At 51.4% G+C, this 14,926-nt stretch carries 16 protein-coding genes; 10 read left to right on the top strand and 6 right to left on the bottom strand.

Annotated features, from left to right (window positions below):
- The first annotated feature begins 365 nt into the window (after nucleotides 1–365).
- The 6 genes from EVJ32_RS08385 to EVJ32_RS08365 all read left to right on the top strand — a co-directional run bounded on the left by EVJ32_RS08385 (nucleotide 366) and on the right by EVJ32_RS08365 (nucleotide 5,571).
- Entirely contained in the window at nucleotides 366–1,121 is a 756-nt protein-coding gene (locus EVJ32_RS08385) for an alpha/beta hydrolase (protein ID WP_131457864.1), read from the top strand.
- 168 nt (nucleotides 1,122–1,289) lie between these two features.
- Complete coding sequence (locus tag EVJ32_RS08380) at nucleotides 1,290–2,945, top strand: glycoside hydrolase family 13 protein (RefSeq protein WP_131457888.1); 1,656 nt, start codon at nucleotides 1,290–1,292, stop codon at nucleotides 2,943–2,945.
- Nucleotides 2,946–2,993: 48 nt separating this feature from the next.
- Entirely contained in the window at nucleotides 2,994–3,326 is a 333-nt protein-coding gene (locus EVJ32_RS08375; protein ID WP_131457863.1) for a hypothetical protein, read from the top strand.
- A gap of 64 nt (nucleotides 3,327–3,390) precedes the next feature.
- A complete protein-coding gene (locus tag EVJ32_RS08370) occupies nucleotides 3,391–3,594 on the top strand; it encodes a YwbE family protein (protein ID WP_016508010.1) in 204 nt (67 codons plus the stop codon).
- Between the two features lies 1 nt (nucleotide 3,595).
- Nucleotides 3,596–3,763 carry a hypothetical protein gene (locus tag EVJ32_RS16290; protein WP_016507944.1) on the top strand — a complete coding sequence of 56 codons (168 nt, stop codon included), beginning with the start codon at nucleotides 3,596–3,598 and terminating at the stop codon, nucleotides 3,761–3,763.
- 347 nt (nucleotides 3,764–4,110) lie between these two features.
- Nucleotides 4,111–5,571, top strand: a complete 1,461-nt coding sequence (locus tag EVJ32_RS08365) for an alanine/glycine:cation symporter family protein (RefSeq protein ID WP_070328047.1) — start codon at nucleotides 4,111–4,113, stop codon at nucleotides 5,569–5,571.
- Between the two features lie 45 nt (nucleotides 5,572–5,616).
- Here the strand turns inward: EVJ32_RS08365 and EVJ32_RS08360 are convergent, their stop codons facing one another.
- The gene (locus tag EVJ32_RS08360) at nucleotides 5,617–6,417 is read right to left on the bottom strand and encodes a formate/nitrite transporter family protein (protein ID WP_131457862.1); all 801 of its coding nucleotides are present in this window, start codon (nucleotides 6,415–6,417) and stop codon (nucleotides 5,617–5,619) included.
- Between the two features lie 96 nt (nucleotides 6,418–6,513).
- On the bottom strand, nucleotides 6,514–6,900 hold the full coding sequence (locus EVJ32_RS08355; RefSeq protein WP_070328049.1) for a VOC family protein: 387 nt from the start codon (nucleotides 6,898–6,900) through the stop codon (nucleotides 6,514–6,516).
- Nucleotides 6,901–6,980: 80 nt separating this feature from the next.
- On the opposite strand from EVJ32_RS08355, the gene EVJ32_RS08350 reads away from it, so the two are divergent.
- From EVJ32_RS08350 to EVJ32_RS08340, 3 genes are read left to right on the top strand one after another with little or no spacing between them, the layout of a single operon-like run.
- Nucleotides 6,981–8,099 (top strand): GTPase, encoded by a 1,119-nt coding sequence (locus tag EVJ32_RS08350; protein WP_131457861.1) that lies wholly within the window; start codon nucleotides 6,981–6,983, stop codon nucleotides 8,097–8,099.
- Nucleotides 8,100–8,111: 12 nt separating this feature from the next.
- Nucleotides 8,112–9,254, top strand: coding sequence for a YcjF family protein (locus EVJ32_RS08345; RefSeq protein ID WP_131457860.1), 1,143 nt, complete (start codon nucleotides 8,112–8,114; stop codon nucleotides 9,252–9,254).
- A 41-nt stretch (nucleotides 9,255–9,295) separates the two neighbouring features.
- Nucleotides 9,296–10,258, top strand: a complete 963-nt coding sequence (locus EVJ32_RS08340; protein ID WP_131457859.1) for a 2-hydroxyacid dehydrogenase — start codon at nucleotides 9,296–9,298, stop codon at nucleotides 10,256–10,258.
- 47 nt (nucleotides 10,259–10,305) lie between these two features.
- Here EVJ32_RS08340 and EVJ32_RS08335 read toward each other — a convergent pair whose 3' ends face one another.
- The 4 genes from EVJ32_RS08335 to EVJ32_RS08320 form a co-directional block, all read right to left on the bottom strand.
- Complete coding sequence (locus tag EVJ32_RS08335; protein ID WP_131457858.1) at nucleotides 10,306–10,917, bottom strand: YflT domain-containing protein; 612 nt, start codon at nucleotides 10,915–10,917, stop codon at nucleotides 10,306–10,308.
- A gap of 13 nt (nucleotides 10,918–10,930) precedes the next feature.
- Nucleotides 10,931–11,446: a YflT domain-containing protein gene (locus EVJ32_RS08330; protein ID WP_131457857.1), complete on the bottom strand. Its 516-nt coding sequence runs from the start codon at nucleotides 11,444–11,446 to the stop codon at nucleotides 10,931–10,933.
- Between the two features lie 114 nt (nucleotides 11,447–11,560).
- The gene (locus EVJ32_RS08325) at nucleotides 11,561–12,382 is read right to left on the bottom strand and encodes a hypothetical protein (protein ID WP_131457856.1); all 822 of its coding nucleotides are present in this window, start codon (nucleotides 12,380–12,382) and stop codon (nucleotides 11,561–11,563) included.
- A 79-nt stretch (nucleotides 12,383–12,461) separates the two neighbouring features.
- Entirely contained in the window at nucleotides 12,462–12,875 is a 414-nt protein-coding gene (locus EVJ32_RS08320; protein WP_016507946.1) for a methylglyoxal synthase, read from the bottom strand.
- A gap of 224 nt (nucleotides 12,876–13,099) precedes the next feature.
- Here EVJ32_RS08320 and EVJ32_RS08315 point away from each other — a divergent pair, with 224 nt between their 5' ends.
- Entirely contained in the window at nucleotides 13,100–14,872 is a 1,773-nt protein-coding gene (locus EVJ32_RS08315; protein WP_131457855.1) for a mechanosensitive ion channel, read from the top strand.
- The last annotated feature ends 54 nt before the right edge of the window (nucleotides 14,873–14,926 follow it).

The following is a 14,926-nucleotide window of genomic DNA, read 5'->3' as shown; positions in this document are numbered from 1 at the left end:
TAGATGGCCGATACGATTTCCCAATTCGTTTGGTCACTTGTTGAGCGTTTAGCCCCCTCCTAGTTAATACGAGAAATGATAGCGCTTACATTAATCGACTATTACCCACGAAAATGGCTCGTTACGACTCCATCGATTGGTGTATTTCACTATCATTTACCAACTTTGCAACTACATGTTAAACATAACTAAGCAGACGTTAGAACTCAATCTCCTTTTCACGAAGTTCCTATTACATTTTAATGACAAGGTAATGAGTTTTTGGATTTTTCCCTTTTAGGTTGACGACAAGGCCATGAACTCTTACAATTCATTAATACAAATTAAGTGTATCGGTTAACTGTGGATTAATAGGGAGGAAACGAATGACAACGACTACTTATCCGGTCATCCCGGGAGCGGGGACATTTTATTATGAAGGGAATCAAACCGGGATATTATTATGTCACGGTTTTAATGGGACGCCACAAAGCGTGCGCGATGTCGGGATCGACTTGATGGAAAAGGGCTTCACAGTGTATGCCCCTCGCTTGACGGGGCACGGGACCGACCCCGAGGACTTTAGATGTTCGACGAGCAAGTGCTGGTATGAGAGCATGGAAGCAGGTATCCGCTTCTTGCGCGAGCGATGTCGCGACGTCATCGTCGTCGGACAATCGATGGGCGGGACGCTCGCCTTGAAAGCCGCGCTCGCCGGCCTTGCCGACGCCGTCATCACGATCAACGCGGCGTTGTCTGTACCGGGCTACGCGTGCCATGCGGCTGACGACGTCTGTCGCTTCATCGACGAGGACGAGCCGGATATCAAGGCAAATGACGTGTATGAGATCGTCTACGACAAAGTACCGACGTCGGCCATTCGCGAATTGCTCGCTTTGATCGAGGAAGTTCGGCCTCGTGTGTCGGACGTGGACGTTCCGACGTGCGTCATCCATTCCGCTGTCGACCACGTCGTCCCGCCGGAAGATTCGATATGGTTGTATGACAAAATTCAGGCGCCGAAGCAACGTATCGTTTTGGAGCAATCGTACCATGTGGCGACGATGGACCATGATCGCGGTCGATTAGCCGACGCGATCGGTACGTTCTGTGAACAAGTGACGACGGTTGAACAAATGTAGTCTCTAAGACTGCATTTTTATTTGCACTTCTTTGCAAACGCTTGCACTAATGCTATTGTAAGATTAGATTTACTCAAACAGTGGTATGTACCTTCATTGATACTAATCGTAGGCTTAGGAGGAATTTGACGTATGGAGACGGCGTTCAGACAAAGTGAGAAGCAAGGCATCGCCCGGGCATGGTGGAAAGAAGCCATCGCCTATCAAATATACCCGCGTAGTTTCAAAGATTCGAACGGGGACGGCATCGGCGACCTCCGTGGCATTATCGAAAAACTTGATTACTTGGAAGACCTCGGCATCGATGTGATCTGGCTCTGTCCGATGTACAAATCACCGAACGATGACAACGGTTATGACATCAGCGATTACGAAGACATTATGGAAGAGTTCGGGACGATGGAAGATTTCGATGCGCTGCTGAGCGCGGTCCATGCGCGAGGGATGAAGCTATTGCTAGACCTCGTCGTCAACCATACGTCAGACGAACATCCATGGTTCGTCGAATCGAAAAGTTCGAAAGACAACCCGAAGCGGGATTGGTATATATGGCGAGACGGATCAGAAGACGAGCCACCGAACAACTGGGCCAGCATTTTCGGCGGCTCGGCCTGGGAATATGACGCGGCGACCGAGCAGCACTACCTTCACGTGTTCTCTAAAAAACAGCCTGACTTGAATTGGGAGAACGAAGAAGTGCGCGGTGCGGTCTACGATATGATCAACTGGTGGCTCGATAAAGGAATCGACGGGTTCCGGGTCGATGCGATCAGCCACATTAAAAAGATGCCGACCGAGACGATGTTGCCTTCCCCGGATGGCAAACGTCACGTCACGGCGTTCTCGATGTATTCAAATATCGAGGGGATCCACGAGTATCTCCAAGAGATGAAGCGCGAGACGTTCGCCAAGTACGATATCATGACGGTCGGCGAGACGAACGGAATCGAGCCGAAAGCAGCCGACCTGTGGATGGGACCGGAAAACGGGGCGATGAACATGGCGTTCCATTTTGACCACGTCGATATTATGCGCAAGTCCCGGCTCGCCCCGCTTGACGTCGTCGAACTGAAACGTATTTTTGACAAGTGGCAACAAGGATTGCTTGAAACAGGGTGGAACGCCCTCTATATCGAGAACCATGATATGGTGCGTGCCGTCTCGCTCGTCGGGGACGAGAACCATTATTGGCGCGAGAGTGCGACCGCGCTCGGAATGATGTACTTCTTCATGCACGGGACGCCGTTCATCTATCAAGGGCAAGAAATCGGTATGAAGAACGTGCCGTTGCCATCGATTCACGACTACGATGACGTCGCGACAAAGAACGAGTACTTCGAACGGATCGCGAACAGGATGAGTGAAATCGACTCGATGCAACACGTGTGGGGGACGTCGCGCGACAACGTCCGGACGCCGTTGCAATGGGACGCCTCGCTGCACGGCGGCTTCTCGTCAGCCACCCCGTGGATGCCGATCCATGCCGAATATGAGACGTTGAACGTGGAAGCACAGTCTAAAGACGTGAACTCGATTCTGTCGTTCTACAAGGCGATGATCCGACTGCGCCGAGCCGAGGAGACGTTCACGTATGGAAGTTACCGCGATCTCGTGCCGGAACATCTGCAAGTATTCGCGTATGAGCGCAAGTTCGAGCAACAATGCTTTTATGTGCTCGTCAACTTGACGGCGAATCCGGCCGAGACGACGTTGCCTGGTCTTGACGAGGCGACACTCGTCTTGACAAATGAGGTGGACCCGGAACCGATCGAGCAAGACACGTTCATGCTGAAGCCGTTTGAAGCCCGGTTATATCGCTTATAATGACGAGACACCTTCCATTCGGGAGGTGTCTTTTAGGAGGGGATCAGTATGCATCAGATCGAACTCGGGAACGACGACGTCACGGTTCGATTCATCATTGCTGAGGCTAATCGTACGACGCTAAAACTCGTCCTCGCTCGCGACGCAGAAATGGTCCGGACGGCTGACTATGTCTCGTTTGGACGAGACCTTACCGAAGCGTATGAGCAATTGAGCGGTAAGGCCCACCTTCAAAATGAGAGCGGCCGGACGATTTTAACGATTGCGTTCGAAAGGGGACGGGTCGATGTCTCAATCGCGTGGGGACAAGGCGTGACGACGTTTGCGACCGATCAAAGTTATTTGACGAAAACGCTTGGTCAGCTCGGACCGTTTGAATAGACTGTGACAAATGCGGGAAAAGAGCATATGATAGAGGTTGACTATACGGAAAGGGGTGTCGGGTATGGATGGTAAGAAACGCGCGGACATTCGCCCAGGACTCCACGTCCAGATCGTCCTGAAACAAGATCAGCGGAGCGGGAAGTTGACGAAAGGCGTCGTCAAAGACATTTTGACGAACTCGCCAAGTCACCCGCACGGCATTAAAGTACGCTTAAACGATGGACAGGTCGGTCGGGTAAAAGTGATCGAAGCTGGAGGTGAATAATATGAGTGAAAAGAAATTGAGTTTCCAAGAGGCGATGAAGCAAAAACTCGCCGAGAAGAAACAGAACGAAACGAAAGTGCCGACAGGACTTCGTGGGACGAAGCAAAAACCGTTGACGAACCAGTTGACGAAAAAGCCGAACAACCAGAAGAAACGGACCGGCGTATAAACCAAGCAGTTGCTCATGCGAGCGACTGTTTTTTTTGTTGGGGTCAATCAGGAGACGCGTCAATGAAATGGAGATCGTTGAAGTCATGCAGATGAAGCTTCTTTAAAAAAAGTGAAACCTTAAATCAAATAACGAAATAAAAATGATGATTTATTCATTCTTCCGAAATAGTATGTAAGCGCTTTAAGTGTCGGTTTTTCAGTCTTTTTGTCGTGTATCATGTGAATTTTTTGTGAACTCACCTATAAAAAAATTGTTGCTAATTGTCAGAATCTTTGTATAATTCAGAACTAAGACATCATAAAAAATCTTCAACTTAGATTTCCACAACAGGGAGGAACTTATTCATGGAAGCTGTACAAAACTTGTTACAAGGAAGCGTCGACTTTTTAAACAACATCTTATGGTCGTACGTGCTTATCGTCGGATTGATTGGGGCCGGGATTTACTTTACGGTCAAGACAAGGTTTATGCAGTTCCGCTACTTAAAAGAGATGTTCCGTGTCGTCACAGAAAAATCAGATGCCACAGATAGTAAGAGCATCAGCTCGGCGAAGTCGTTCTTCATCGGAGCGGCAACGCGAATCGGAACTGGTAACTTGGCCGGGGTCACGGTCGCGATCACACTCGGTGGACCGGGAGCAGTGTTCTGGATGTGGATCGTCGCCCTCGTCGGTGGCGCTACCGCGATGATCGAGAGCACGCTCGCTCAAGTGTATAAAGTAAAAGACGACGTCGCATACCGCGGCGGTCCAGCTTACTACATTGAAAAAGGGCTCAACAACCGCGTCCTTGGTATCATCTTTGCAGTATTGATCGCATTCACGTTCGGTCTTATCTTCAACTCGGTACAATCGAACACGATCGCAGCAGCGTTTGATAACGCGTTCGGTCTCGAAGCTGCAGTCGGTGGCGCTATCCTCGTCGTCTTGACAGGACTCGTCATCTTCGGTGGCGTCCGACGTGTCGCGAACTTCTCGGCAATCGTCGTACCGATCATGGCTGTCCTTTACTTGATCGTCGCTCTTTATGTCGTCGTCGTGAACATCACAGAAATGCCAGCCGTCCTCGGCATGATCTTCAAGAGCGCGTTCGGAATCGAGCAAGCGTTTGGCGGTTCGGTCGGTGCGGCTATCATGATGGGTGTCCGTCGTGGTCTCTTCTCGAACGAAGCTGGTATGGGTTCGGCACCGAACGCAGCAGCGGCAGCAGAAGTGTCACACCCGGCGAAACAAGGTTTCATGCAGACGCTCGGTGTGTTCTTGGATACGTTGATCGTCTGTACGGCGACAGCGGCTATCGTCCTCCTTTCGGACAGCTACGCGGCTGGTAACGGAGAAGGGATCGCACTCCTTCAAAACGCGTTGGCTGAGCAAATCGGTGCTTGGGCACCTGGCTTCATCGCTGTCAGTGTCCTCTTGTTCGCATTCAGCTCGATCGTCGGTAGCTACTACTACGGTGAGACGAACATCGAGTTCATCAAGAAGAGCAAAGGCGCTGTCTTCGGTTTCCGCCTTCTCACAATGGGCTTTGTCTTCCTCGGTTCGGTCGCGAGCCTTGGCTTCGTTTGGAGTCTCGCCGACTTGTTCATGGCCGGTATGACACTCATCAACTTGGTCGCCATCTCGCTTCTCGGCGGTGTTGCCTTCAAAGTACTTCGTGACTACGAAGAGCAACGGGCCCAAGGTCTCAACCCACGCTTCTCGGCCCGTAAGCTCGGCATCGAGAACACGGAATGTTGGGACGTCGACGAGGACGAAGTCGCAGAAGGTGCGGTTCAAATCGCCGCTGCCGATTCGTCAAAATAATCATTTACGCAACAACAGGGGCCCTGCATCGGGGCCCCTGTCTTTTTATGCGTTCTGGCGGAGCGTTTCCACGTTCGCTGTTCCAGGTTTTGCGTTCAAATGGAGGTACGTGCCGGCGACGAACAAGGCGCCCCCGACGATATTGCCGAGTGTGGCAAACAGTAGATTATAGAGTGCGAGCCCGATGTTGATGGCTTCAGACGGCACATAATAGAGGGCCAGCCCGAAGATACCCATGTTGGCGATCGAGTGCTCGAAACCGGCGGCGAAAAAGACGACGACCGGGAGCATCGTCAACATGATTTTGGCGACGTCGTTTTGCGTCTTGAGCGGCATGAAGATGGCGATACAGACGAGTACGTTACAAAGAATTCCTTTTAAGAAAATGGCGAGTGCGTCACCGCCCATCTTTTTAGCAGCAACGACTGCGAGCAAGTGGTCACTATTCATGTCACCCATGCTGTGGGCGCCGATGACGAGGGTTGTGAGCAACAGCGCGCCGACCAAGTTGCCGATCCAGCTGATGCCCCACACTTTGACAAGATCGCTCCATGCGACACGTCCACGCTTCGCACCGGTATACAAGTACATCGTGTTGCTCGTGAACAGCTCTCCGCCCATCCAGACGATGAAGACGAGTGCGACCGAGAAACTCATGCCGGCAAACAGCATCGTCCCTGGTACATCGATAAACATGTTTCCGACAGTAAATGCGAAGACGACGCCGATCCCGATCAAAAAACCGGCGACGAGCGAGCGAAGTGCGTATTGACCGAACGAGTGATGAAGCAGCGTCGCTTTTTTATGGGCGGCTTCTTCCATATAATCGATAACTTGTTTTTCCATTTGAATAAGACCTCCTTTAGACAACTTAAGTCTAGGAGGTCTTAAAAAAGTTTGCAATTGTTTTCACAAACTTTCGATAAGGGGATTTGTATCCGTTCACATCGTCGCCACGAGTTCGACTTTGATGCGATCCGGGTCTTCGAAATAGAGCGCGACGTAGTTCGGACCGCCCGCATACGGAAAACGGTCGGCGTACAGCTCATTGAAGCCGTAACGGGACAAGCGGCTGCGAAAAGATTCGAGTTGCTCCACCGATTCAGCGTGAAAGGCGAGGTGGTTCAGTCCTGTTCGCTTCCGATGGTACGAGGGTTCGAGGTATGCCGGTTCGGTTTGAACGAAGACGAGGTACGTCTCACCATGACGATAACTTTTTCCGTGTTCCCATTGTTGGTATACCGTATACCCAAGCTCTGTGAGGAGCCAGTCCCAAGCGATTAAACTTTTGTTCAGGTCAGAAACATAGAGCTCTACGTGGTGAAGCATGCGTCTCATCCTTCCGTCGGACGTTTCAAAAGCGGCCGTTTAGTATAATGGTATTATACAACGACTGCAGGGGGAACCATATGGACAACACGGGGCTTGTCTCGAACATATTGATCGCGGGAAAAACAGGCGTCGGCAAGAGCGCCTTCTTGAACTATATTTACGGACGTGACGTGGCCGAGTCACGGGCGGGCAGCCCGGTGACGGCAGAAGGCCTGCACGAATACGAGTATTACGATCTTGAACGCGGGATCTTGTTCCGCTTTTTTGATACGTGGGGGCTTGAAGCCGACCGGTCTGAAGAATGGCATGAAGCGGTCATCGCCGTCGTCAATAAGCGGGAAGGGGCACTCGACATCGCCGACTGGTTCCACACGATTTATTATTTGCTGTCAATCAACTCAGGTCGTGTCGAAACGTATGAGCTCGAGGCGATTTTGAAGCCACTTTATGCGAAAGAGAGCAACGTCACCATCATCTTGACGAACTATAATCCGGACAGCGAGATGAACGTGGAGAAAGCCGAGGCGATGGAAGACGTCTTGATGCGTGAACTTGGCATCAATCGTGACGCCATGATCCGGGTGAACAGTGTCGAGAAAAAGTTATTGAGCGGACAAGTCGTACCGACGCTCGGTTATGAGGCGGTCTGGCAGCGGAACCGAACGAACCTCTGGCAGGATGTCGAGCGGAAATTACCGCTCAACTTGACCCGGCATTTATTGGACGAGCTTGAAGCGTGGCGCGACCGGAGTTACCGTTCGGCTGAAAAAATTCGGATGATCACCCCGCAAGCGATGATCAGCTGGAAAGCGCGTCAAATCGAAAAAGATTTGGAGAGCACGCTCGAACAGGCCGCGCTCACGACAGAAGAAGCGATGGCGCAGGGGGTCCGTCATTACATTCAACTGATGGAGCGCTATCCGCTCGTCGGCAAACAAGCTGACGTCGGTTTCAAGACGCGCCGGGTCGAACTCGGCTTTGATTATTCATTTAAGCGGACGATTCGAAAGATGGTGCTCGGGATGATTCCGGGTATTCATTTCATTTACTGGGCGTTCAAGCGCCGGACGGCGGAGCGGGGCATCAAAAAAGCCATCGACCAACAGTATGAGACGGTCAGGCAAGCGATCGTACAGGACGTGCAACGTGGATTCGAGAACGAGATGAAGCAGCTTGGGCGTACGCTCAAGCAATGAGGAGGAAGTCATATGGAGAAAAAAGTGCCATTTAATTTAGATACGTACGATTTGAAAGAGGAGTTAGGTCGCCTGCGGGGAGAAGTCAAAAAACCAAACATATTGATCGCCGGTGCGACCGGTTCTGGGAAGAGCTCGGTCGTCAACCATGTGTTCGGTCGCGATTTGACGAAAGTGGCGGCCGGCGAGCCGGTGACGCGTGGAATCCACCAGTTCATGAGTGATGACATCGCGATCGTCCTCTATGATAGTGAAGGGTACGAGATCGGAAGTGAGCGCCAACAGGCGTATGCCGACGAAGTCATCGGCTTCGTCGAACGGGCGCAGACAAAACCTGCGGCCGAGCAGATGCACCTCGTCTGGTACGCCATCAACGCCTCGATGAAACGGGTCACACCGCTCGATCGGACGCTGATCAAACAGTTGAACGACGTCACTTCGGTCGCAGTCTTATTGACGCAAATCGATCAAGTCGACATGGATGAATTGACGGCGCTGCGAAACGAATTGGCTGGAGTCGTACCGGAAGACGCAATTTTTCAGGTGAGTGTCGCCGGTGAGTTATTGAACGATGCTGAACTTCGGGACCACCTTGACTGGGAACGTCTCGTCACATGGTCGGTCGAACAGCTCGACCAGTCACTTCAAGAAGGATTGCTCATGGAGATTCATGCGGAGAGCGAAGCGATGCTCAAGCTGAAACGCAAGAAGGCGAACCGGATCATCTCGGGCTATGTCGCGAGTGCTGGGACGGCTGCTGCCGTGCCACTCCCGTTCGCGGATGCCATCGCGTTGACACCGATCCAAGTGACGATGAGCGTCCACTTGTTCCGTTATTGGGGCGTCAAGGCGAATGATGACATGTTGAAAACGTTGATTGGCAGCACGATCATCCCGCAAATCGGACGGACGCTTTCGAAGACGCTGTTGTTGAACGTCATGAAGTTCTTCCCGGGTGCGAACGCGGCGGCGAGCGTGATCAATGCGACAGTGGCATCAGGCATCACCTGGGCAATCGGTCTTGCTATCAATGAAGTCGCGTATCGCAATGCGATGGACTCTTCGAAGACGATCGAGCAACTGCTCAACAGTGACTTTAGTTCATTGTTCGATCAGTTCATAAAAGAGAATCCGATGTCGAAAGACAAATCGTGATTCGAAGTTTGTTACGATGAGAGAGAACAGGGGGAATGGATATGAAGAAACGAATTTACATCACACGACGTCTGCCAGAAGAAGCAGTGGCGCCGCTGCGAGACAAGTATGACGTCCGCATGTGGGACGAAGAGGCGGTGAGCGTACCGCGTGACGTCTTGTTGAAAGAAGCAGCATCGGCTCATGCGCTATGGACGATGCTCAGCGACACGATCGACCGCGAGTTGATCGAACAGGCGCCTGACCTCGCAGTCATCTCGAACTTGGCCGTCGGTTATAACAACATCGACATCGAAGCGGCAAAACAGCACGGCATCGTCGTGACGAACACACCGGACGTCTTGACCGAGACGACAGCGGACCTCGCGTTCGGACTCATGATGATGACCGGGCGCCGGCTCGGAGAGGCAGAACGTGACTTGCGGGCGGGGGAATGGAAATCGTGGACACCGATGGGCTACGTCGGGATGGACCTGTATCAGGCGAAGCTCGGGATTATCGGGATGGGACGCATCGGCGAGGCGGTCGCACGCCGGGCCCGCGGCTTTGACATGGACGTCTTGTACCATAACCGGACGCGTCGTCATGAATCGGAGTCGATGTACGGATTCGTCTACGCCGAACTCGATGACTTGCTCGAGCAGTCGGATTTCGTCGTCGTGCTCGCACCGCTCACCGAACAGACGCGTGGCATGATCGGCGCCGACCAGTTTGCCAAAATGAAAGACACGGCCGTCTTCATCAATGTCGCCCGCGGCGAGATCATTGATGAGTCGGCACTGTACGAGGCGTTGAAAGCCAAGCAAATTTGGGCAGCGGGGCTCGACGTGTTCGCGAAAGAACCGGTGGCGATGGACCATCCGCTCTTGACGCTTCCGAACGTCACGACGCTCCCGCATATCGGCAGCGCCACGATCAAGACGCGCCTCTCGATGATGGCGCTCAACCGAGAAGCCATCGTCAACGTACTTGAAGGGAAAGAACCAAAAAATCGATTGACGTAAAAAAAGAGGAACCTGACGTCATGTGTCAGGTTCCTCTTTTCTGTCCATTAAAAGCGGCGAATGTTGTCTGGATCTTCAACATCGTTGCGTAACGCTCGGTCATCGAGCCCGCGAAGCTTCGCTTCTTTATCGTTCAATTTGGATTTTTCATCAAGCGTGTCTTGTTCTTGATCGACGGCCCGGTTCGGGTTGTCTGGTGCGGATTCGTTAAAAGGCTTCGAATCGACTTCCAAACCGTCAGCGGTATGATGTCCTTGATGGCCTGTATCGTGCTTCGACTCGTTGTAAGGCGCCGAATCGATTGTCAAACTTTCATTGTGACGGCGTTCGTAGTCTTCATCGACATAGATCAAAATCTTGCCGGCCTCGACGTCGCTGTAATGGCGGTTGACTTCTTCTTCGCTCAGTCCCATGTTGCGGAGCCCGGCGTGAACGTCTTCGTGGCCGCTCAAGAATGAACGGACTTTGTCGAACCAACTTGTATCGTGTGAGGCCTCGGTGTGCACGTCCGTTTTACGGCGCAAAATCGAGACGCTGTCCTCATGTTTGGAGACGACGTATATGTCTGAGTCTTTGTATCCTTTGACACGTAGCTCTTCGATTTTTCCTAGAGCCGATTCTTGCGTGTCATACATGCTAATAAATCGTTTCTCACTCATGGTTGTCTCCTCCTTATAATCGGCGATGGTCCTCTAAGCCGGAATGTCCCCGTACAATCGGATCTTCTTTCGTACCGCGTGGTTTTTCATCATGATCATTGAACGGTTTGGCGTCGAATGCAATCCCGTCTGCCTTTTCCCCTTGATCGTGGTCGAGTTCACTGTCTTTTTTATACATATTCGGATAGCGCTCGTACGAATGTTTATCAACGTAAAGCAACAGTTTGCCGTCGTCGATGGCTGAATAGTATTCCTCTGCCTCGGCATCGCTAAGACCCATATTACGCAGCTCATCGCGAATCCGGTCGCTGCCGTGAAGGAATGCTTTGACGCGGTCTAACCAATTGACATCGCGAATCCCAGACTCGGCGTTCACGTCGGTGTGATCGCGCAATGCGGAAATTTCCCCGTTCCGCTTGGCTACGACATGCATATTTTTCTCCGCTTCCCCGGCCTTTTTGAGTTCGTTCACTTTGTCCATCACTTCTTGCTCGCTATGAAATAACCCAATCATTTTACGGTCTGACATGGTCTGCCCCCTTTATCATCTCGTCTTTCGATTAAATTGACGTCACGGTATTAGTAATTTCCGTTCTGGCGAATGTTCAAACAAAAAACGCCATCTCATCTGAGACTGGCGTCATTAATAGTAAATGGTCATCGTATCGTTCCCTAGATGGCAACGCGTGCTCTTCCAGACAAACTCGGCGAGTGTCCACAGCGCCATGAAGCCGCTGATCGCTAACAACACTAATGCGTAGATGGGCGTCAATTGAATCAAAAACGACCATCCGAGCGTGAACAGGAGCGGTTGAATCAGGATCACGAAGCCGACATACACGAGAATGATGAGCAGTGCGAACAAGATGCGGCGTCCGATCGTCTGAAAGTGGTGACGGAAGCGCGTCAGTAAACCGAAGACGGCACCGGTCAGTAAGACCGGCAGCACGAAGGCGAAGTAATCGAGTGGATACGAGGCCGTCGGTGCACTGAACAGCCGCAGACTGAACAAGTCGTCCATGACGAGCAGCAGGTTGGCGTAGGCGAACGCGATAATCATGCCGAGCAGCCAGCCGAACTGGTTCCAAATGCGGCGAGACGATTTGATCGCCTCGATTTTTGTGTAGGCGAGAAACGAGACGTCACGCTTTTCGATGTCTTGGAGTTCGAGCTGCGTCTCGTTCAACCGCTCGACGGCCCAGTCGAACTCACGGTTCGCTTGCACCTTCTCATGCATTTTAAGTTCGCCTGACTGCTCGATGATGGAGCGGTAACGGCGACGATACTCGTCGTTCGTTTTTGGTTTTTCGATCAAGAACATCGCATAGGCGCGTGGGTCTTGACTCGTCAGGCCGTCGAGGGATTGACCGCTTCTTTCTGCTTGTTGAATATACCCGGCCAAACTGTTGAGCAAGCGCTCCGCTGTTGAGTTGTCGTCTAACAGTTCAGACAGATGCGTTCGCACTTGTTCGTAAAATTGCTGTACGGTCGGGTCGTTCGATACATGTGGGTTCAGGACAATTCCTCTCTTCTATATAAAATGGTCATACAGGCGGTTCGTCGTTATGGGAAAGTTTGAGCGATTCAAAGTCGCCTTGTTCGATGCTACGAATCAAGATTTCACTTCCGCCCATGTTTGTGGCGAGCGGGATCGAGTAGACGTCACAGAGGCGCATCAATGCACTCACGTCCGGCTCGTGGGGTTGGGCGGTCAACGGGTCGCGGAAGAAGATGATCATATCCATCTCTCCACGGGCGACCGAGGCGCCGATTTCTTGGTCACCGCCGAGCGGTCCCGACTTAAAGCAATGGACCGGAAGTCCCGTCGCTTCGGCGACACGTTTTCCGGTCGTTCCCGTCGCGAACAAATGATGTTTCTCTAATACGTGAGAATAGGCTTTGACGAGTACGATTAAATCATCTTTTTTCTTATCGTGGGCAATCAGGGCGATGTTCATCTTGACTCCTCCTTAAAAAGACTTCTTCTTAATTCGTATCATATTTGAACTAGAAAGACACGCCTTGTTTATCAAGGTAAAATTTTCCTTAAAAAATATTTTTCCAGTTAATATTTATTCAGGGATAAGAATTGTCTATGTTTAGGCATATGAAAATGTTGGTATTTATAAAGGGAGTCAAATAAACAATAACCATTTCAAAAGAGATTGGAGGAAGATGTCGGATGAACGATACAACGTATAATTTCAACACGTTCATGTCTTGGTTGCCAGAGCTCTTGCTTGCACTTCTTGTCCTTGTCGTCGGTTTTATTTTGGCGAAAGTTCTGGAAAACGTGACGCGCAAAGCGCTACGTAAAGCGCGCCTCGACGATCGTGTTGGTGTCAAGCAAGAAGGAGAGCCGGAAAAAGCCGGAAAAGAAGAAAAGCGGTGGACACCTGAACGGATCATCGCGAAAATCGTCTTCTTTGGAGTATTACTTCTCGCATTCTTAATCATCTTCGAATTTATGAACGTGCCAGCGATCACGCAGCCGTTTAGCCAAATCTATGAGGGCTTCTCAGGTTTAATTACCGGAGTCGTCAAAGCAGGTCTCATTCTACTCGTCGCCTGGATTATCGCGACGCTCTTGAAAAAAGCGATTCAAATGGCTGGTCATCGCCTCAACTTGAGCAAGTTGATGGAGAAGACAGGTCAGGAGTCGACAAGTGTCAACCAGACGAAATGGGTCGACACGGTCGCAAACATCGTCTTCTACTTGGTGTTGTTGCTAGCACTTCCTGCCGTCCTTGACGCGCTCGGTCTCCGAGGCATCAGTGGACCGTTTGAAGACTTGTTGAACAGCTTCCTCGCCTTCATTCCGAAACTCGTCGCAGCGGCACTCATCTTTGCGATTGGTTATATCGTCGCGAAAATTGTCCGCGATATTTTGACGAAGTTCTTGGAAGCGGCAGGACTCAACAAGTTTGCCGAGAAACTTCACTTGGAAGATTATGTGAAAGGGTCAAGCCTTGCGAAAGCGGTCGGTACGGTCGTCTTCATCTTGATCATGATCCCGGTCACAATTTCAGCACTTGAGGCACTCGACATTCGAGGCATCTCAGACCCTGCCATCTCCATGTTGAACAATGTCTTGGCCATGATTCCGAACATCATCGTCGCAATCGTCTTGATTCTCGCTGGTGTGTTCGTTGCCAAATGGCTCAAAGGGGTGGTCGTATCACTTCTTGAGAATTTGGGCGTCAACTCGCTCGCAAGCAAGATGGGTCTCGGTGGACGTTCGACATCATCGACGTCGATTGCTCAAGTAATCGGCACGATCGTTCAAATCATCATCATCTTGTTGTTCGTGTCGGAAGCTCTGCAAGTCGCCAACCTCGACTTCATGGCCTCGCTCGCGACTGCAATCTTTGCTTACTTGCCGATGGTCATTGCAGCCATCATCGTCTTGGCGGTCGGCTTCTGGCTCGCCAATATGGCAGAGCGTCTCGTCGGCAGCGTGCTCGTCGATGCGTCAGGTCAACCGAGCGTACTACGCCACGTCGCGAAGTATGCGATTCTCGGGATCGCCTTCTTCATGGCCATCAGCCAGCTCGGCATCGCGCCGATGATCGTCAATACGGCGTTCCTGCTTATCCTTGGTGCTGTCGCCCTTGCGTTCGGCCTTGCCTTCGGTCTCGGTGGACGTGAAACAGCAGCTCGCTACTTGAAAAAAGCTGAGAAGAGCATCGATGAGACGGAAGTATCAAAAGAGGGTCTCGAACAAGAGAAAGCACAAATGAATCAAGAAGCTGAAGCTGCGAAGCAACAGGCGAAGCAAGGTATCGATCAGTCGAAACGTGAAGCGGATCAAACGAAACAAGAGTTGAAACGTGAAACGAATCGGACAACGGATGTGACGAACGTGGACGGTCCAGAGCCGAACCCGTTCCATGAAAACATCACGCCAGAAGATAACCGTTCACCCGACGACAACGAAGGTCCACGTCGTCCATAATCAGTGAACTGAGCGAGTCTCTCTAGTGAGAGGCTCGCTTTTTTTTGCGCTGTG

The sequence above is a fragment of the Exiguobacterium sp. SH5S4 genome, assembly GCF_004337045.1.
In the GTDB taxonomy this organism is placed as follows: domain Bacteria; phylum Bacillota; class Bacilli; order Exiguobacteriales; family Exiguobacteriaceae; genus Exiguobacterium; species Exiguobacterium aurantiacum_A.
Note: the sequence above shows the minus strand (reverse complement) of the source record. Positions and strands in the feature narration are given on the sequence as shown.